Consider the following 18,084-nt stretch of genomic DNA (forward strand, 5'->3'; position numbering starts at 1 on the left):
TGGTAGCCCTCCCGCCCACACTGATGGATCGGGGAATCAGGCAGGGATCGCGGGCGGAGCCGCGAAACCGCCGGCGACGGCCCGCGGGCCGAATTCCAGGATGGTCGGCCGGGTATCGTCGGCCCGCCAGGCGACCGCGAGTTCGCACGGCGGCATACCCGTGAGTGGCCGCGCGGTGAGTCCGGGCCAGCGGTACATCGGTACGTTGTTCTCCGCGAGCAGGCACAGGCCCAGCCCCAGGCCGACGGCTTCGAGCCGGTCTTCCGGGGTGGCGGCTTCCGCGCCGATCGTCACGGGACGACCGCTGCGGGCGTCGTTGCCGAGCCAGAATTCACGGACCGCGCCTGCCTCGGCGGGCAGTGCGACGAACGATTCGTCCATGATGTCGGCGAAGTCGATCATTTCCTGATTCGCGCGTGGATGGTTCTCCGGGAGCAGTACCCAGCGGCGCTCGGTCCGCAGGACCTGCCATCGGTAGCGGTTGGGATCGGGTAGCGGAAGCCAGACCAGCGCCAGATCGGCCTGCCTGCTGGCGAGACCGCTGGAGGGGTCGGTCCAGGCGGCGGGGTGCAGAGCCAGCCGGTGACCACTGGCGCTTTCCAGATCGTTGACCAGTCCGCGGCCCAGGGTCGATTGCAGGCCGACGCGCAGTACTTCGCCGGCTTCCTGCAGCGAACCGTTGGTGGTCTCCCAGAGTTCGAGGATTTTGCGGGCGCCGCTGAGCAGTTCCTTACCGGCAACCGTGAGTGCGACGCTGCGCTGGTTGCGATCGAACAGGACCACATCGAGCTGACGTTCCAGCTGCCGGATTTGACGCGACAGGGTCGGTTGGGCGATGTGCAGCCGCTGGGCGGCGTTGGTGAAGTGCAGTTCCTCGGCGACGGCGACGAAATACCGCAGATCGCGCAAATGCGGGTCCATAGCACCTTGCTATCAGAATCGTTGCTGAATTTCCAGCCCTAATATGTTCGGATGGTCCGCATAGCGGCCTCGAAACAGTCGGCAGGTTTGTTAGTGACAGCCTATTCGGTCTCGTGGTGATGTGCATCATGAGTTTCACGGCCCGCGGTCTGCGGGTCGTCCGCGGACGATACGACGTAAAGCATCCGGCATATCCAGTGGTAGGGCTGTTCATGGAATGTGTCGTGCCACCTCGGGAAATGAAGTCGCGGGTCTACTCGATGTGGCCGCGGCAAACGCTTGTCGCCCGGCTTCTGCCCGACTATGCCTGTAAAGTGACATTGATCACAATAGGGTTTCGATACCTATTCGATATCGCAAACAGCAGCGCCGCGGCACGTCGGTGACAGGCCGCGGCGCGCGTTCGAAAGGACCCTCAGTTGTTCCGGATGCGCTCCTCGTAGGCCTTGCGCCGCTCGGTGTCCACGTCGCCGAGGAAGGTTTGCGCCGATCCCATCGACCGTCCCAGGGCATCACCCACCGATTGCGGCAGCAGGTTCACGAAAACCGACATGGCGCCCGCCGCGCGCGTTACCCGCGCCTTCGGCCGGGGTTTGGCGATGAGCCGTACCACTGCCGCGGCGATATCCTCCGGTTCGGCGGCCGGTAGACCCTTGGGGGCCGGGACCCCCGAGCCGAGATCGGTGTTGGTCAGGGTCGGCAGCACCGAGGAGAATGCCACGCCGGTACCGCGGTACTCCTCGCGGAGCGTGTCGGTGAAGCCCAGTACCGCGTGCTTCGACGCGTTGTAGGTGGCCAGACCCGGAATATGAGTTTCGCCGGCCAGTGAGGCGATATTGATGATGTGCCCGTGCTTGCGCTCCAGCATCCGGGTCAGCGCGATCTTCGAGCCGAGGATCACGCCGTAGACGTTGATGTCCAGGATCCGTCGAGTGATCTGATCGGGCTCCTCGACCAGCCGGCCCGTCGGCATGATCCCGGCATTGTTGATCAGCACGTCGATCGGGCCGAGTTCGCGCTCCACATCGTCGAGAAATGTGGTGAACGACTGCTGATCGGTGACATCCAGCCGGGCGTAGTGATCGAAATCGTGGTCGGTGCCGGATTCCTTGACCGTTTTCTCGTCGATATCGCCGATCGCGATCTTGGCGCCCAGTTTCGCGAGCGCGAGCGCGGTGGCCAGGCCGATCCCGCGCGCGCCGCCCGTGATCACGACAACCTTGCCCCGGATCGAATGAGTTCTGGTCAACGGTTTTCTCCCTTGAGTCGGAGCAGGGCTGCGATATCGATCCGGCGCCTACCGCGCGCACCGGCCGCGCGCATGGCGCCCAGACCGATCAGGATCTTGTTCAGGTCGTAGGGCATCCAGGTGAGTTCGCGTTCCTGCGTCGGCAGCAGCGGCGTGGTGATGGCCTTGGCTTTGCAGTACTTGCGGACGCCGTTGGCGCCACCCCAGCGGGCGCCCACACCGGAATCGCCCCAGCCGCCCATCGGGAGGGCGAAGTTGAACAGGTTGGCGAAAATATCGTTGATATTGACCGCACCCGCGTTCAACGCCCGGGCGACCCGCTCGCCGCGGGCCTTGTCGCCGGTCCACACCGAGGCGGACAGGCCGTACACGGAATCATTGGCCATGCGCACGGCCTCGGCCTCATCGGCGACCTTCATCACCGGAAGGGTCGGCCCGAAGGTTTCCTCGGTGATGCAGGACATGCTGTGGTCGACATCGGCAAGGACGGTGGGTTCGAAGAAGGTGCCTTCGCCGGTCCGTTTGCCGCCGGTGAGAACTTTCGCGCCCGCGGCAACCGCTTCCTCGACGTGCCGGGAGACGATGGCGACCTGACTCTCGTTGGCCATGGCGCCCACATCGTTGCGCGGGATGCGATCGTCGCGGCCTTGGCGCAGGGACCGGACGTTCGCTGTCAGCTTCGCGATGAACTCGTCGTAGACCGGTGCCTCGACGTACACCCGCTCCACCGAGATACAGACCTGCCCGGAGTTGAACATGCCGCCGAACGCGATCCCGTGCGCGGCGCGATCGATATCGGCGTCGGCGAGCACGATGGCCGGATCCTTGCCACCGAGCTCCAGGCTGTACGGAATCATCCGGGCCGCGCACGCGGCGGCGATCCGGCGGCCGGTGGCGGTGGAGCCGGTGAACTGGATGTAATCGGCGTTGTCCACGACCGCGGCACCGGTCGCGCCCGCTCCGGTGACCACGGACAGCACCGGCGGCGCGCCGATCTCGGACCAGCCGCGGGCGAGTTCGAGGGCCGACAGCGGCGTGACCTCGGAGGGTTTCAAGAGCACGGCGGCGCCGGCCGCCAGCGCCGGGATCACATCGAGGATCGGCATGGCGAGTGGGAAGTTCCAGGGTGTGATCACACCGACCACCGGGTACGGCTCGAAGACCGTGGTCAGCCGTTTCACCCGGGACAGGGGGCTGTGCGGCGAGGGGTGTTCGTCGGCCAGGAACTTGGGTGCGCGTCGCGCGTAGTAGCCGATCAGATCGCTGCCGAAGATCGGGTCGATGAGGGCGTCCACCCGGGGTTTGCCGGTTTCGGACTGGAGGACGTCGGCGAGATGCTCGGTATTGTCGATGATCCAGTCCTGCAGCTTCAGCAGCCATTCTTTGCGCCCGCTCGCGCCGATGGCCGCCCATTCGCGCTGGGCCTCGCGTAATTCGGCGATCCGCGCGGCGACCTGCTCGGCCGGCGTATCCGGCACACTGCCGACGATCTCGCCTGTCGCGGGATTGAGAACTCGGATATCCGAGTCGGGGGGCCGGCCGGCGGCCGGCGGGGTATCGGGTCGTGCCGATTCGCTCTTGGTCACTGCTGTTCTCCCACTGCGTCGTGCTGGAACCGCTCGTGGCCGATCACGGGGATCGGCGCACAGGACCGATCGTGACACAATTCATCGGTAATCGCCTCAACATCTCAGGGATGGGGCGTGGCCGGTCATGGACACCGCGCCCGGTCACGGCATCCATCGGTGGATCGGTTACAGGTTGTCCCGGGCCAGCCGGCGCAGCGGCGGCTCGGTAGCCGGGGGAACCCGGCGGTCGGGTAATTCCGCGAGGAGGGCGGTGGTCGCCTCGGCAACCGCGGCGACCGCCTTGTCCACCGCGGGTTTGGTGGCCGAACTGAGCCCGGACAGGCCACCGACCTTGCGCACATATTGCAGTGCTGCGGCGTAGATCTCCTGCTCGGTAGCGGCGGGTTCCAGACCTCGCAAGACGGTGATGTTTCTACACATGAATGCACACTAGCTCCGGACCTATGCCTGTGACAGGCCAAGCAGAAAATGTGAAAACACTTCGACCGGCCGGTTGTGTACGACATTGGCCGGGCCGACCCGGGTGACGAGTCCTACACTCACGGTATGGCCGCTGCCGTATTGCCCACGCCGACCCCTTTCCCCTATCCGGAGCTCGACAAGCGCGAGGAAGATCATTGGTCCGGTGCGCAGATCGACGACGACCGCCTGCGGGCCCTGTCGCTGGGTGCCTTCTATTCGGCGCGCTGGGACGCTTTCCACGATGCACTGCTGCTCGGCCCCGAACGCGATCATCCGCTCGGTGACCGGCGCGAGTTGGCCATCGATACCCTCACGGGAGCCTGGGGGATCACCGACGGGACCGAGGCCCGGGCCTCGATGGAACAGCTCCTCGAAGGCATGCACGCCCCGCTGTACGCCCTGGTGCACCCACTCGTGACCGCCTCGCTCAACGCCAGTGAACGCGACCGTTTCGGTGAGCGCGCCGACCGCCACCGCGCCTTCCTGCGGCAGGTCGCTTCGTTCCGCGGGATCGACAATTCCGAGACATTGGTCCGTGACTACGACATCTGGTCCCAAGCCATCAAGATCGGGTTCACCGATCATCTGACTCGCCCGCTACCCGCCGATATCCACGCCTGGGATCTGGCCCGGGTGGTCGCGGTAGCCCGCATGGCCTACACCGCCGGCTACATAGAAGCGGACGTCGCCTGGGACTACCTGGCCCGCGCACTACCCCTGGCGAAGCGCAAATACCGCAACTGGCGCCAGTTCGGCGACGCCTACCTCACCGGCTGGACCTACTGGCAGGCCTGCGAAGACCTCGCCGAACTCAAGGACGGCGGCGTCGATCGCCGGTTGGAACTGCTCCGCCTGTGGCTGCGCCCCACCAGCCCTTGGCGCAAGATCGCCCTGCACTGATATCTGTCCCCGCCTACGCCCGGTGAGCCCTCGTTTCGGCCCGGCCCGGCTTTTCAGCCGGGCCGGGCCGAAACCTCGGTGCACCGGAGGTGGCGCCGAAGGCTCAGATCCCGGGTAGCGAACGCAGGATCCCGCGACCGTAGCGCTGGAACTGCGTATCGTCGACCATGCCCAGCGAATGCCGTTCGACCAGCAGTTCCCACTCCGAGTAAAGGTGGGCCACGCTCGGGTCGGCGGGGCCCGCCGACCCGTCCAGCGCGACCAGCCGGATCGCGAAGTTGACGGCGTAGCTCACCCGCTCGGTATCGGGACGATCCAGGCCGGTGAAGCACATCGTTGTGTTTCCGTCGTGGATCTCGATCAGCGGCCGGCGGTCGGCGGGCCCGTCGCCGGCGGAGAGCGATCCCGGCTCCTCCGTCGCGCGAGCCATCATGATCATCGAAATCGGCAGCTCGTGGGCGTACGGTTCGTCGGCACCCAGTGACACCAGGAGCAGGCGGGCCGTGGTCACCGTCAGGAGACAGGGATCGTCGGCGCCGATCGGCGGATGCGCGATGACGTAGGCGGTTTCCAGTACATACTCGTCCTCGGTGACGAGGCAGTGCAGATCGGTCAGGGCCGATTCGCCGCGGCCTGTCACCGACATCCGGCGCACCGCCCGGTCGACGTCCGCACGGGCCGGGCCGTGGTCGGTGGTCTCGACCGGCGGCGCCTTCAGTTCGGGAGCGTGGATATCGATCCGCTGCGCGGCCAGGATCTGGTCGTTGATGCGGGAGACGATTCCGGCGGCCGCCGGTACGTCGTGCTCGGCGATCAGGACCGGCAGCGGTGTCCGGTCGGCCGGCACACCGACCAGTACCGGGGTCGGATAACGCAGGTAGATCTCGATGACCACCGCGTCGTCGGCGCGCCGGCTGAGGCGTACTTCCAGCAGGTCGGTGACCGCTACGTCGAGCACCGGCTCGCCGTCGGTATCGGTTTCGCCGTCGGCGCCGGGGCGCAGGACGATCAACCGTCCCGCTCCGTGCCGGACGATTGCTGTGGGTGTCCGTAACTCGACTATGTCCATACCCCCTGCGCTCAGGTCGTACGTCGATCATCATGGGTCGGGCGTGCGTGCCATGATTGTGATCACTACGAGATATCACAGACCACGACGCCGGGAACCACTGTGGTTTTCCGGCCGTTTACCTGTTGAACTGCATCACCAGCCGAACTCCTCGCTTGCGATAAGTCAGGAAGCGCGATGTATCGAATAGACCGTACGCGGTAACGTGGCATGTCCGCATCCGAATCCGCCCACCGGGCGGCTACGGAAGTGGGTTGCGCCGCCAGAGACCGACGCATCGCTAGGCAAAACGCGGAGACGCCTGAAAGGACTGGCCGCCCGGCCGACGCTCTATGAACCGCAAGACAGTGTTTCGCACCCTGGCGATAATCGCGGGCATTCTGCTCGTGATCTATCTGTTCAGTTACTTCGGCAACGACACCCGCGGCTGGCAGAGCGTCGATACGTCGGTTGCCCTCAGCCAACTCTCCGACAAGGAGAACGTCACCAACGTTCAGATCGATGATCGCGAACAGCAGCTGCGGATCGAGCTGAAGAACGGTAACGACGCCACCGAGGGCCAGAACAAGATCATCGCCAAATATCCCGGCGGTAGTGACACCTCGGCGCAGATCTTCCGAGCTGTCCAGGATTCCGGCGCGCAGTACAACACGGTCGTCAAACAGGAGAGCTGGCTCACCCAGATCCTGTTGTTCGTGCTGCCCATGGTGATCCTGCTCGGACTGTTCATCTTCGTGATGTCCCGGATGCAGGGCGGTGGCCGTGGCGGAATGATGGGCTTCGGCAAATCCAAGGCCAAACAGCTGTCGAAGGATATGCCGAAAACCACGTTCTCGGATGTGGCCGGCGCCGACGAGGCAGTCGAAGAGTTGTACGAGATCAAGGATTTCCTGCAGAACCCGGTGCGCTATCAGGCGTTGGGCGCGAAGATCCCGAAGGGCGTGCTGCTCTACGGTCCGCCCGGTACCGGTAAGACGCTGCTCGCCCGCGCCGTCGCGGGGGAAGCCGGTGTGCCGTTCTTCACCATTTCCGGCTCGGATTTCGTCGAGATGTTCGTCGGCGTCGGTGCCTCCCGGGTGCGTGACCTCTTCGAACAGGCCAAGCAGAACAGCCCGTGCATCATCTTCGTCGACGAGATCGACGCGGTCGGCCGGCAGCGCGGCGCCGGGCTCGGCGGTGGCCACGACGAGCGCGAACAGACGCTCAACCAGCTGCTGGTCGAGATGGACGGTTTCGGCGACCGCACCGGCATCATTCTGATCGCCGCGACCAACCGCCCCGATATCCTCGATCCCGCCCTGCTGCGGCCGGGCCGGTTCGACCGGCAGATCCCGGTCAGCAATCCCGACCTGGCCGGTCGCCGCTCCATTCTCCGGGTGCACTCCCAGGGCAAGCCCATCGCTCACGAAGCCGATCTGGACGGTCTGGCCAAGCGGACCGTCGGAATGTCGGGCGCCGATCTGGCGAATGTGATCAACGAGGCCGCACTGCTCACCGCGCGGGAGAACGGCTCGACCATCACCGGTGACGCGCTCGAGGAATCGGTGGACCGGGTGATCGGTGGTCCGCGCCGCAAGAGCCGGATCATCAGCGAACACGAGAAGAAGATCACCGCCTACCACGAGGGTGGTCACGCCCTCGCGGCGTGGGCGATGCCCGATATCGAGCCGGTCTACAAGGTGACGATCCTGGCCCGCGGGCGTACCGGCGGTCACGCGATGACGGTGCCCGAGGACGACAAGGGCCTGATGACCCGCTCGGAGATGATCGCGCGGCTGGTCATGGCCATGGGCGGGCGTGCGGCCGAGGAACTGGTGTTCCACGAACCCACCACGGGCGCGTCCTCCGATATCGATCAGGCCACCAAGATCTCGCGCGCGATGGTCACCGAATACGGTATGAGTTCTCGCCTCGGTGCCGTCCGGTACGGCCAGGAACAGGGTGATCCGTTCCTCGGCCGGTCCATGGGCACTGCCTCGGACTACTCGCACGAGGTCGCGGGTGCCATCGACGAGGAGGTCCGCAACCTCATCGAGGCCGCGCACACCGAGGCCTGGGCGATCCTCAACGACTACCGCGATGTGCTCGACGATCTGGCCACCGCGCTGCTCGAACGCGAAACTCTGCACCGTAAGGATCTGGAAACCATCCTGAGCGCGGTGGAGAAGCGGCCGCGCATCACCGCGTTCAACGATTTCGGTAACCGGGTGCCGTCGAACAAACCCCCGGTGAAGACCCCGGGTGAACTCGCCGCCGAACGCGGTGAGCCCTGGCCGCCGGAACCGAAGGTGCCCGCGGGCGTCGTACCGCACGATCCCGCGGCCGCCGGCAGCGTGCCGCAGCCTGCCGGATATCCGGGTGGGCCCGCCCCGCAGCCCGGTTTCGGACAGCCGCCGGCCGGCTATCCGGCACCGCAGCAGCCGGCACCCGCCTATCCGCGGGGCACAACGCAAGGGTCGCGTCCGGATTACGGCGCGCCCGCGGGCTGGTCGGCGCCGGGTTGGCCGCCGCGTGAGCAGCAGTCACCGCCCGCCGATCGTGGCTACAGTGCTCCCGCGGAGCAGCCGCGCCATGCCCAGCCGGACCAGAACCACGGCGGACACAGCGGTCAGGGCGATCCCGGTCACGGGTCCGGTGAAGAGCCGGGCCGTGGCGACGCGCCCTCCTGGGACAGCCCGAACGGTCGGCAGTAGACCGGCGCCGATTACGCTCGGACAGGTCGGCGCCCGGTGAGTACTGCCGCGCCCGAGATGTGGAGGTGTCCTCGAATGTCGGCCAATCAGCAGACCAACGGCCAAACGACCGGTATCCCCGCCGAATTGGGCGAGACCGGCGGCCCGGCGCCGGAGCTGATCGCCCGGCACACCGGTAAACCGTTCGACCAGGCGCGAGCCGAGGCGGCGGTACGGGACTTGCTGATCGCGGTGGGGGAGAACCCGGACCGGCCGGGCCTGCTCGACACTCCGGGCCGGGTCGCGCGTGCCTACCGGGAAATGTTCGCCGGGCTGTACGTGGAACCGGACGCGGTGCTCAACACCACGTTCGACGAGGAGCATCAGGAGCTGGTGCTGGTCCGCGATATTCCGATGTACTCGACCTGCGAACATCATCTCGTGTCGTTCCACGGGGTCGCGCACGTCGGATATATCCCCGGCCCGCACGGGCGGGTGACCGGATTGTCGAAACTGGCGCGGCTGGTGGATCTGTACGCCAAACGTCCCCAGGTACAGGAGCGGCTGACCAGCCAGATCGCGGACGCGGTGATGCGCAAATTGGACCCGCGCGGAGCGATCGTCGTCATCGAGGCCGAACATCTCTGCATGGCCATGCGCGGTATCCGTAAACCCGGTGCCAGCACCACCACGTCGGCCGTCCGGGGACTGCTGCAGACCAATTCGGCCTCGCGCTCCGAGGCCCTCGATTTGATCCTGCGCAAGTGACCGATCAGCGACCGGCCGCCGCCGTGCCCACTCTGACCGGTGTCGCGCCCCGGCCGGGCGTCGCGCCGCGCCCGGGCCGGTCGTGTGTGGTGATGGGCATCGTGAACGTCACCAGCGATTCGTTCTCCGACGGCGGGCGCTACCTCGATCCGGACCGGGCGATCGAACACGGGGTCCGCCTGTACGAGTCGGGTGCGGACATCATCGATGTGGGCGGGGAGTCGACCCGGCCGGGGGCCGCGCGGGTCGATCCGGAAACCGAGGTCGAACGGGTGGTGCCGGTGATCTCGGGGCTGGTCGCGGCCGGTGTGCCCACCAGCGTCGACACCATGCGAGCCGTTGTCGCGGAAGCGTCCATCGGGGCCGGTGTCTCGGTGATCAACGATGTCTCCGGTGGCCGTGCCGATCCGGCAATGGCCGAGGTGGTGGCCGCCGCCGATATCCCGTGGATTCTCATGCACTGGCGGGCGGCCGCCGACTACCGGCACACCGGACCGGCCGATCACTACGACGATGTGGTGGCCGAAGTCCGGGAGGAACTGGGGGTCCAGGTACGGCACGCGGTCGCCGCGGGTGTGGATCCCGCGCGGATCGTCCTCGACCCCGGCCTGGGGTTCGCGAAAACCGCCGAGCACAACTGGGCGCTGCTGGCGGCGCTGGACCGATTCGTCGCGGACGGGTTCCCGGTGCTGATCGGGGCCTCGCGCAAGCGGTTCCTGGGTTCACTACTGGCCGAGGACGACCGGCCGCGCCCGCCCGCCGGTCGGGAGACAGCCACGGCGACGGTTTCGGCGCTCGCGGCCTGGCATGGCGCTTGGGGGGTCCGGGTGCACGATGTGCGCGGTTCGCAGGACGCGATAGCGGTGACCGATGCCTGGCGCCGCGCCGTCCCGACGGGAGCGCTCCGATGAGCACCGGGGCCGCGGACCGGATCGAACTGCGCGGGCTGCGAGTGTTCGGCTACCACGGTGTTTTCGAGCACGAACGCCGGGACGGACAGGAGTTCGTCGTGGACCTCACCGTCTGGACCGATATCGCCGCCGCCGCGGCCACCGACGATCTCGCCCACACCGTGGATTACGGCGCCCTCGCCGATCTCGCCGTGGGCATCGTGCAAGGTCCGGCCCGGAACCTGATCGAAACGGTCGCCGCCGAAATCGCCGACCGGGTCCGTACGGTGCCCGGTGTCGCCGATGTCGAGGTGGTACTGCACAAACCGGGTGCGCCGATACCGCACAGTTTCGCCGATGTCCGCGTGGTCACCGCGCGCCGCCGTGAACAGGCGTCCCCATGACGTACGCGGTTCTTTCCATCGGTTCGAATATGGGGGATCGCCTGGAACTGCTGCGCGGTGTTGTCGCCGGGTTCGGTGCGCGGATCCGCGCCGTATCGCCGGTGTACACCACCGCGCCCTGGGGTGGGGTGGAGCAGGACGATTTCCTCAACGCCGTCCTCGTCGCCGAGGATCCGGATTACGACTGCCGGGCCTGGCTCGAGCACGGGCAACAGCTCGAACAGGCCGCCGGCCGGGAGCGGACCGTGCGCTGGGGCGCCCGCACCCTCGATGTGGATATCGTCACCTGCGCCGAACCGGTATCGGGCGGGCTCCGGGTGTGCCGCAGTACCGACCCAGATCTGACCCTGCCGCATCCGCGGGCCCATCAGCGCGCTTTCGTGCTGGTCCCCTGGCTGGACGTGCAGCCGGAAGCGACGCTCGCCGTCTCGGGTGTCGACTACCCGGTGCGAGAGCTGCTGGCGAAGCTGGACCGGGCCGAGGTGGCGGGGGTTCGCCGTACGGCCCTCACCCTCACTCCGGCCGCGGGAGCCGCACCATGACCCTCGGGAACAGCGATAAGAACACCAGCGGCGGCGACGGCCCCGATATGAAGCTGAAACCCACCCGCGTCCGGGAGTTGCTGGCCAATGTCCTCATCGCCGCCGTTATCGCCTGGGTGGCGACTCGCGTCGCATACGGGAGTTTCCCGCCGATCTCCACGATCGCGGGCGCGTCTCTGTACCCGGTAGCGGCGCTGGAGGTGGTGCTCGGGTTCTATATCCGCACCCGGGTCAGCAACAGTCAGATCGGTGCCGACGGGCGCCGCCTGCATCCGATCACCGTGGCCCGGGCGCTGGCGCTGGCGAAGGCCTCCGCGCAGGTCGGTTCGCTGGCGGCCGGAGTCTGGCTCGGTTTTCTGCTGTGGATCTTCCCGCAGCGCGGCGATCTGCGGGCCGCCGCCGCGGACTACCCCGGTGCCCTCATCGGCTGCGGCGCGGGTATCGCGCTGGCAGCCGCGGCATTGTGGCTGGAGTACTGCTGCCGGGCCCCCGACGATCCGACCGACGATCCGGCACCCTCCTGAGCGTGCCCCCCGTATCCGCCCCGGTCGCGCGCGGCCCGCGGATGGCCGTGCCCCACAGGGCCGCAGCGGCTGCCTTCGTGATCGATCACGCCCTTTCCGACCTGGGAATGACCGCATATCGCGGCTACCCTTGCGGACATGGTTTCACCGTCCCGCAGTAGCTCTTCCACGCGTCGCCGGGAAGATGTGGGAAAGCTCTTCCTCGGCGCTCTGGTCCTGCTCGGTCTGGTGGCCAGTGGTTTTCTCGTGCTCAGCGACCGGGTCCAGATCGTCCGGGTCGGATTGGTGATCGCGCTGTGGGCCGCGGTGCTCGGCGCATGGGCGGTGAGCCGCTATCAGACCAAGGTCCGTGATCTGCGGCGGACCTACGAGATCGAACTCGAGCGGGAGATCAGCGCGCGGCGTGAACACGATCTCGGTGTCGAGGCGCGGGTCCGTTCGGAGGTCGGCGCGGACGCGTCGGAGATGGCCGCGTTGCGGGCCGAGCTGGCGGTTCTGCGGCGGCAGTTGGAGCGGCTGTTCGACGGGGAGCTCCCACCGGAGCGTCCGGCGCTGCGGGCTTCCGTCACCCGGGTCCAGGAACTGCCGAGCGCTCAGGACCGGCCCGGTCTCGCGACCGCCCTCTCGGATCCCGGGGCGGGGGAGCGCGGGGCGGTCGACGCCTGGGCGAACGCCGCCGCGGGCTGGTCGCACGCCGCGGACGCCTGGGTCGACACCGCGGCCGCCGGCGAACCGGATGCCGGCACCGGGGAACGCAGCACCGCCACCCCGGTCTACGAGAGCGATTATCCGAGCCGGCCCCGCTTCGCAAGCCCGCACGACGACCCGGTGACCGCCGAAACAGCCATCGTGCGCCTCGATGACGATTCGCCGCCGACCTCCGATATCTCGGGACCGAGCTGGTCGGATGCCTTCACCGAGGTTTTCGACGACCCGGATTCGGCCACCGGCGAACCGTACCGGCCGCCGAGCTCCACCGAGCCCGTGCAGGGCCCGCCCGAGCGGCATGAGGTGATTCACGGTCCACCGGCGCAGGAAGCCGCGGCGGACCTTCCGGCCGCGCCGAAATCCGAGATCCCCAAGAAACCCACGACCGGGAAATCCCGGGATCGCGCCAGCCGCGCCCCGGCGAAAGCGGCCGTGCGGTCACTGAATTCCCGGCGCCGTCGCGCCCAGGCCGCCGATTCCGGCGGCTCACGGCGGTTGTCGGTCGCCGAGATCATGGCAAACCTGAGCAGGGAAGAGGAGCAGCGCAGCCCCTGAAGTGCGGTGCATATCACCCGGTGCGCCCATGGCGCATCAGCGGACCGTGGTCCTATCCTCGACTCGTAACGTCCGGTACCCGCCAAGCGGGACTGGAACGACTTCGAGAGGACACTGTTGACCTCGCCACGCGTGACTCCTGGCAATTCGGCCGCGAGTGGTGATCCGGCGCCCGCACGATTGACGGTAGGAATCGTTTCGGCGGGACGTGTGGGATCAGCTCTCGGCGCCGCGCTCGAGCGCGCCGGACATGTGGTGTTCGGCGTCGCCGCCATCTCCGATGCCTCCGTGCAGCGGGCGCATACCCGGCTGCCCGAATCACGGATCCTCCCGGTCGAGGAAATCGCTGCCAGCAGCGAACTGCTCATCCTGGCGGTTCCCGACGCCGAGCTGGCCGGATTGGTGCGGGGTCTCGCGAGCGCGCATACGGTGCGGCAGGGCACGATCGTCGCCCATACCTCGGGCGCCAACGGCATCGGCGTTCTCGAGCCGCTGCGTGAGGCGGGTGCGTTGCCGCTGGCCATTCATCCCGCGATGACCTTCACCGGTCATGACGAAGATCTGTCCCGTCTGGCCAACGCCTGTTTCGGGGTCACCGCGGCGGACGAGATCGGCTACGCGATCGCGCAGTCACTGGTCATCGAGATGGGTGGCGAACCGGTCCGGGTGGCGGAGGAGCACCGTACGCTCTACCACGCCGCGCTCGCGCACGGTAGCAACCACCTGGTCACCCTCGTACTGGACGCCGTGGAGGCCCTGCGGGAAGCGCTGGCGGGACCCGGACTGCTCGGCCAGCAGACGGTCGACGACCAGCCCAACGGGCTCCCGGAGCGATTACTCGCCCCGCTGGCCTCGGCTGCGCTGGACAATGCTCTGCGCCGCGGCCAGGCCGCATTGACCGGCCCGGTGGCGCGCGGCGATACCGCCGCCGTCGCCGCCCACCTCGCGGCGCTGACCGCGGCCGATCCACAGGTCGCCGCCGGTTACCGCGCCCTGTCGCGGCGTACCGCCGAACGGGCTCAGGCCCCCGCCGAGCTGCGTGAACTGCTGGAGGAACACCGATAATGCGCCGCCGACGCTTCTGCCCGCGCGGACCGCATGTTCCTACTTCGAAGGAGGCTGCACGATGGAATTGAACCTGCGCGGTGCCTACCGCGACGGTGAACTGACCGTGCAGCACGACCCGGCCGTGCTCGGCAAGGTCGTCCGCGCACTGCGCCGCGCCGGCCGCACGGTCGGCCTCGTACCCACCATGGGAGCGCTGCACGAAGGACATCTGGAACTGGTCCGCCGCGCCAAACGCACCAACCAGATCGTGGTCGTATCGATATTCGTCAACCCGCTGCAGTTCGGCGCGGGCGAGGATCTGGACAGCTATCCGCGCACCCTGGACGCGGATGTCGATATGCTCCGCTCGGAGGGCGTCGCCTTGGTATTCGCTCCGAGCGCGGCCGATATGTACCCGTCCGGCCCGCGCACCACCGTGCAACCGGGCCCGCTGGGCGCCGAACTCGAGGGCGCCTCCCGGCCCACCCATTTCGCCGGAATGCTCACCGTGGTTGCGAAACTGCTACAGATCGTGGCCCCGAACGAGGCATTCTTCGGCGAAAAGGACTACCAGCAACTGGCCCTGATCCGGCAGATGGTCCAGGACCTGAATTTCGACGCGAAGATCGTCGCGGTCCCGACGGTCCGCGAAGCCGACGGCCTGGCCCTGTCCTCCCGCAACCGCTACCTCGACCCCACCCAGCGCGAACTCGCGACCACCCTCTCGGCCGCGCTGCTGGCCGGCGCCCGATCCGGCGCCGCGGGCGGCGGATCCGTGCTGGATGCCGCACGCTCCGTCCTGGCCGCCGCCCCCGCGATCGAACTGGACTACCTGGAACTGCGCGCCGCGGACCTGGGCCCCGCCCCGGAAGCCGGCAACGCCCGCCTCCTGATCGCCGCCCGGATCGGTACCACCCGATTGATCGACAACGCCGCCGTCCAACTCGGCACCGAACTGGACGGCCACCCCGACGCCGACACCACCCCCGCCCCGGAGCGAACGGCGCAAACCGCCGGCAGCCCGACAGGAGCAGAACAGTGAGCGCTCGTTTAACTGCAGGTCCCGGTACCAGGCGGTACCCAGGCCTCAACGACGCACGTCCGCCCGTTATCTCGCGTTCTTCCGGATGGTCAGCCTTTGCGGTCGGGGCCCGCCCCGTGTCTGCAGCGACAGAGCGAAGGAACGCAGCGACTGAGCGCCGGAGTGAAGACACGGGGTTAACAGGGCCCCGACCATGCGACGCCGGAGGCGGCGCCAAAGATACAGAAGGGCGACGATGATGTTGCGGACCATGATGAAATCGAAGATCCACCGGGCCACCGTGACCCATGCCGATCTGCATTACGTCGGATCGGTGACCGTGGACCAGGACCTGCTCGATGCGGCCGATCTGCTCGAGGGCGAGCAGGTCTGCATCGTCGATATCGATAACGGTGCCCGGCTGGAGACCTACGTGATCGCCGGCGAGCGCGGGTCCGGTGTGATCGGTATCAACGGGGCGGCCGCGCATCTGGTCAATCCCGGCGACCTGGTCATACTCATCGCGTACGGAATGATGGACGAGGCCGAGGTGCGCGATTACGACCCGAAGGTCGTTTTCGTCGACTCCCGGAATCGCCCGGTCGAGTTGGGTTCCGATCCGGCGCATGCCCCGGAGGGCTCGGATCTGATCAGCCCTCGCAACCTTTCCCTGGTCTGAGCGCCGACGGTAATCGGATGCTTCTGACCATCGATGTCCGCACCACGAGCACCGTTATCGGCTTGATGAACGGCGCCGGTTCGGATGCGGAGCTGGTGCGGCACTGGCGGATCCACACCAATCCGTTGCATACCGCCGACGAGTTCGCGATGAATCTGCGCGGTCTGGTGGGTTCCGATCTCGACGAGGTGACCGGGGTGGCCGGCCTGTCCACCATGCCGCCTGTGCTGCGGGAGATGCGGCTCATGCTGGATCGTTACTGGCAGCATGTGCCTCAGGTGCTGGTGGAACCCGGCGTGCGGACCGGTATTCCGCTGTTGGTGGACAATCCGAAAGAGGTCGGTGCGGACCGGATCGTCAACAGTCTGGCCGCCTATCACGAGTACGGCACGGCGGCGATCGTGGTGGATTTCGGTGTGTCCATCTGTGTCGACCTGGTGTCGGCGAAGGGGGAATTCCTCGGGGGTGTGATCGCGCCGGGGGTCGAGACCGCGACAGAGGCGCTGATCGAGCGGACCGCGCTGCGGCGGGTCGAACTGGCCCGGCCGAGGTCGGTGGTCGGTAAGAACAGTGTGGAATGTATTCAGGCCGGCGCCGTGTTCGGTTTCGCGGGTTTGGTGGACGGGCTGGTCGATCGGATCCGTGACGATGTGGACGGGTTCGCCGGCGACGATATCGCTGTGGTGGCGACGGGCCCGGCGGCGCCGTTGATTCTGGACGAGTCCGAGACGATCGAACATCATCTGCCGCATCTGACCCTGACGGGTTTGCGGTTGGTGTACGAACGCAACCAGCGGCGGGGCCGCGGCTGAGCAGTTTCCGTATGTGACCTACGCCGCTGTGCCGGGTGTGGCCGCGTCGGGTCCGGGTTGCTAAGCTCTTCTCGTGCTGTCCCGCGTGCGTACCCAGGAGTGTTGTCGAGGCTGATTCGCCTCGACCGTTCGAGGCATCCCGAATTCCTCGACCGTTCTCATTCCTCCTGGAGATGCGCATATGCGTTCCCCTGTTCTCTCTTCCACAGTCCGGCCTTCGGCTCGTGACACCGCTGCCGCTGCCGCGAATCCGATACCCGATCGTCCGATTGCCCCGGCATTGCCGACTCGCCTGCGCCCCGCCGATCTGTTGCGGCTGACCGATGAGACCGGCGAGGACGTTCTGACCGGCCGTTACGATCATGTACTTCCCGCAGACGGCCGATGGCCGCTCGTGGACCGCTGGGCCACCCGGCTCGTCGCAGATGACGAGGTCGATATCTGGCTGATCAGCTGGACCCCGGAGAAATCCACGAAATTGCACGATCATGCCGGTTCGCTCGGTGCGCTGACGGTGCTCAGCGGTGCGCTCGCCGAGTACCGGTGGAACGGCTCCGAACTCCGGCACCGGATTCTGGCGGCCGGTGACCAGGCCGCGTTCCCGATCGGCTGGGTACACGACGTCGTGCGCGCCTCCGAGCGGATCGCCGTTTCCGGGCAGTCCGGCACCGGCCCGCTGGAGCCCACTCTGAGCGTGCATGCGTATTCGCCCCCGCTGACCGCCATGTCCTATTACGAGGTGACCGGGCACGGCAGCCTCCGACGCACCAATACCGTCCTCACCGACCAGCCCGAAGGTGAACTCTGATGCCGACGCTGACCATCGATCAGATGCTCGACCACGCCCGCTCGCAGTTGCGGCGGATCCAGCCCGTCGAATTACCGGCCGCATTGGCGCGGGGCGCGATCCTGGTGGATATCCGGCCCGCGGCGCAGCGGTCGCGGGAGGGGTCCCTGCCCGGAGCGCTGGTCATAGAACGGAATGTGCTGGAGTGGCGGCTGGACCCCAGTAGCTCGGCCCGGCTGGCGCTCGCCGCCGATCACGATGTCGAGTGGATTGTCGTGTGCTCGCAGGGTTACACGTCGAGCTTGGCGGCGGCGTCCTTGCGTCAATTGGGGTTGCACCGGGCGACCGATCTGATCGGCGGATATCAAGCGCTGGTGGCGGCCGGCCTGCGCACGGTCGCGACCGGGGCCGAGCACTTCACCAGGGAAGTCCGTTCGCTCGCGGCTCTGTGAATTGTTCTACCGGGCGGCGAATGCGACCGGAGG

19 protein-coding genes are annotated in these 18,084 nt (G+C 67.3%); 14 read left to right on the forward strand and 5 right to left on the reverse strand.

Going from position 1 to position 18,084, the window contains the following annotated elements:
* Nucleotides 1-36: 36 nt before the first annotated feature.
* The 4 genes from ABZ827_RS17660 to ABZ827_RS17675 form a co-directional block, all read right to left on the reverse strand.
* Entirely contained in the window at nt 37-921 is an 885-nt protein-coding gene (locus tag ABZ827_RS17660; RefSeq protein WP_357237839.1) for a LysR family transcriptional regulator, read from the reverse strand.
* Between the two features lie 415 nt (nt 922-1,336).
* Nucleotides 1,337-2,170: an SDR family oxidoreductase gene (locus ABZ827_RS17665; protein WP_357237840.1), complete on the reverse strand. Its 834-nt coding sequence runs from the start codon at nt 2,168-2,170 to the stop codon at nt 1,337-1,339.
* Nucleotides 2,167-3,690: an aldehyde dehydrogenase family protein gene (locus tag ABZ827_RS17670; protein ID WP_357237995.1), complete on the reverse strand. Its 1,524-nt coding sequence runs from the start codon at nt 3,688-3,690 to the stop codon at nt 2,167-2,169. The genes ABZ827_RS17665 and ABZ827_RS17670 overlap by 4 nt, the downstream gene beginning before the upstream one ends.
* Nucleotides 3,691-3,924: 234 nt before the next feature.
* On the reverse strand, nt 3,925-4,179 hold the full coding sequence (locus ABZ827_RS17675) for a DUF2277 domain-containing protein (protein ID WP_357237841.1): 255 nt from the start codon (nt 4,177-4,179) through the stop codon (nt 3,925-3,927).
* A 126-nt stretch (nt 4,180-4,305) separates the two neighbouring features.
* Here ABZ827_RS17675 and ABZ827_RS17680 point away from each other — a divergent pair, with 126 nt between their 5' ends.
* A complete protein-coding gene (locus ABZ827_RS17680; protein WP_357237842.1) occupies nt 4,306-5,121 on the forward strand; it encodes a DUF1266 domain-containing protein in 816 nt (271 codons plus the stop codon).
* Nucleotides 5,122-5,224: 103 nt separating this feature from the next.
* On the opposite strand, the gene ABZ827_RS17685 is transcribed toward ABZ827_RS17680, so the two are convergent.
* Nucleotides 5,225-6,190: a hypothetical protein gene (locus ABZ827_RS17685; protein ID WP_357237843.1), complete on the reverse strand. Its 966-nt coding sequence runs from the start codon at nt 6,188-6,190 to the stop codon at nt 5,225-5,227.
* A 332-nt stretch (nt 6,191-6,522) separates the two neighbouring features.
* Here ABZ827_RS17685 and ftsH point away from each other — a divergent pair, with 332 nt between their 5' ends.
* The 13 genes from ftsH (at nt 6,523) to ABZ827_RS17750 (ending at nt 18,051) form a co-directional block, all read left to right on the forward strand.
* Complete coding sequence (ftsH, locus tag ABZ827_RS17690) at nt 6,523-8,883, forward strand: ATP-dependent zinc metalloprotease FtsH (RefSeq protein WP_357237844.1); 2,361 nt, start codon at nt 6,523-6,525, stop codon at nt 8,881-8,883.
* 75 nt (nt 8,884-8,958) lie between these two features.
* The gene (folE, locus tag ABZ827_RS17695; RefSeq protein ID WP_357237845.1) at nt 8,959-9,630 is read left to right on the forward strand and encodes a GTP cyclohydrolase I FolE; all 672 of its coding nucleotides are present in this window, start codon (nt 8,959-8,961) and stop codon (nt 9,628-9,630) included.
* Nucleotides 9,631-9,722: 92 nt separating this feature from the next.
* Complete coding sequence (gene folP, locus ABZ827_RS17700; RefSeq protein WP_357237996.1) at nt 9,723-10,541, forward strand: dihydropteroate synthase; 819 nt, start codon at nt 9,723-9,725, stop codon at nt 10,539-10,541.
* On the forward strand, nt 10,538-10,924 hold the full coding sequence (folB, locus tag ABZ827_RS17705; protein WP_357237846.1) for a dihydroneopterin aldolase: 387 nt from the start codon (nt 10,538-10,540) through the stop codon (nt 10,922-10,924). Before folP ends, folB begins: the two co-directional genes overlap by 4 nt.
* Entirely contained in the window at nt 10,921-11,466 is a 546-nt protein-coding gene (folK, locus tag ABZ827_RS17710; protein ID WP_357237847.1) for a 2-amino-4-hydroxy-6-hydroxymethyldihydropteridine diphosphokinase, read from the forward strand. Before folB ends, folK begins: the two co-directional genes overlap by 4 nt.
* Nucleotides 11,463-11,990, forward strand: coding sequence for a DUF3180 domain-containing protein (locus ABZ827_RS17715; protein ID WP_357237848.1), 528 nt, complete (start codon nt 11,463-11,465; stop codon nt 11,988-11,990). The genes folK and ABZ827_RS17715 overlap by 4 nt, the downstream gene beginning before the upstream one ends.
* A gap of 138 nt (nt 11,991-12,128) precedes the next feature.
* Nucleotides 12,129-13,253 (forward strand): DUF6779 domain-containing protein, encoded by a 1,125-nt coding sequence (locus tag ABZ827_RS17720; protein ID WP_357237849.1) that lies wholly within the window; start codon nt 12,129-12,131, stop codon nt 13,251-13,253.
* 117 nt (nt 13,254-13,370) lie between these two features.
* Entirely contained in the window at nt 13,371-14,318 is a 948-nt protein-coding gene (locus ABZ827_RS17725) for a DUF2520 domain-containing protein (protein ID WP_357237850.1), read from the forward strand.
* Between the two features lie 61 nt (nt 14,319-14,379).
* Nucleotides 14,380-15,342, forward strand: coding sequence for a pantoate--beta-alanine ligase (panC, locus tag ABZ827_RS17730; RefSeq protein ID WP_357237851.1), 963 nt, complete (start codon nt 14,380-14,382; stop codon nt 15,340-15,342).
* Between the two features lie 238 nt (nt 15,343-15,580).
* The gene (gene panD / locus ABZ827_RS17735) at nt 15,581-16,000 is read left to right on the forward strand and encodes an aspartate 1-decarboxylase (RefSeq protein WP_357237997.1); all 420 of its coding nucleotides are present in this window, start codon (nt 15,581-15,583) and stop codon (nt 15,998-16,000) included.
* A gap of 17 nt (nt 16,001-16,017) precedes the next feature.
* Nucleotides 16,018-16,812, forward strand: coding sequence for a type III pantothenate kinase (locus ABZ827_RS17740; protein ID WP_357237852.1), 795 nt, complete (start codon nt 16,018-16,020; stop codon nt 16,810-16,812).
* A gap of 181 nt (nt 16,813-16,993) precedes the next feature.
* Entirely contained in the window at nt 16,994-17,620 is a 627-nt protein-coding gene (locus ABZ827_RS17745; protein WP_357237853.1) for a cysteine dioxygenase family protein, read from the forward strand.
* 8 nt (nt 17,621-17,628) lie between these two features.
* The gene (locus ABZ827_RS17750; protein ID WP_357237998.1) at nt 17,629-18,051 is read left to right on the forward strand and encodes a rhodanese-like domain-containing protein; all 423 of its coding nucleotides are present in this window, start codon (nt 17,629-17,631) and stop codon (nt 18,049-18,051) included.
* The last annotated feature ends 33 nt before the right edge of the window (nt 18,052-18,084 follow it).

This window comes from Nocardia sp. NPDC019395 (assembly GCF_040632335.1).
Taxonomy (GTDB): domain Bacteria; phylum Actinomycetota; class Actinomycetes; order Mycobacteriales; family Mycobacteriaceae; genus Nocardia.

Excerpts from the sequence above, each read along its gene's own strand:
- ABZ827_RS17720 (WP_357237849.1), top strand. The coding sequence starts at position 12,129 with ATGGTTTCACCGTCCCGCAGTAGCTCTTCCACGCGTCGCCGGGAAGAT.
- ABZ827_RS17715 (WP_357237848.1), top strand. The coding sequence starts at position 11,463 with ATGACCCTCGGGAACAGCGATAAGAACACCAGCGGCGGCGACGGCCCC.
- ABZ827_RS17660 (WP_357237839.1), bottom strand. The coding sequence starts at position 921 with ATGGACCCGCATTTGCGCGATCTGCGGTATTTCGTCGCCGTCGCCGAG.
- panC (WP_357237851.1), top strand. The coding sequence starts at position 14,380 with ATGGAATTGAACCTGCGCGGTGCCTACCGCGACGGTGAACTGACCGTG.
- folB (WP_357237846.1), top strand. The coding sequence starts at position 10,538 with ATGAGCACCGGGGCCGCGGACCGGATCGAACTGCGCGGGCTGCGAGTG.
- folP (WP_357237996.1), top strand. The coding sequence starts at position 9,723 with ATGGGCATCGTGAACGTCACCAGCGATTCGTTCTCCGACGGCGGGCGC.
- ABZ827_RS17745 (WP_357237853.1), top strand. The coding sequence starts at position 16,994 with ATGCGTTCCCCTGTTCTCTCTTCCACAGTCCGGCCTTCGGCTCGTGAC.
- folK (WP_357237847.1), top strand. The coding sequence starts at position 10,921 with ATGACGTACGCGGTTCTTTCCATCGGTTCGAATATGGGGGATCGCCTG.
- ABZ827_RS17685 (WP_357237843.1), bottom strand. The coding sequence starts at position 6,190 with ATGGACATAGTCGAGTTACGGACACCCACAGCAATCGTCCGGCACGGA.
- ABZ827_RS17675 (WP_357237841.1), bottom strand. The coding sequence starts at position 4,179 with ATGTGTAGAAACATCACCGTCTTGCGAGGTCTGGAACCCGCCGCTACC.
- ABZ827_RS17740 (WP_357237852.1), top strand. The coding sequence starts at position 16,018 with ATGCTTCTGACCATCGATGTCCGCACCACGAGCACCGTTATCGGCTTG.
- ftsH (WP_357237844.1), top strand. The coding sequence starts at position 6,523 with ATGAACCGCAAGACAGTGTTTCGCACCCTGGCGATAATCGCGGGCATT.
- ABZ827_RS17680 (WP_357237842.1), top strand. The coding sequence starts at position 4,306 with ATGGCCGCTGCCGTATTGCCCACGCCGACCCCTTTCCCCTATCCGGAG.
- folE (WP_357237845.1), top strand. The coding sequence starts at position 8,959 with ATGTCGGCCAATCAGCAGACCAACGGCCAAACGACCGGTATCCCCGCC.
- panD (WP_357237997.1), top strand. The coding sequence starts at position 15,581 with ATGTTGCGGACCATGATGAAATCGAAGATCCACCGGGCCACCGTGACC.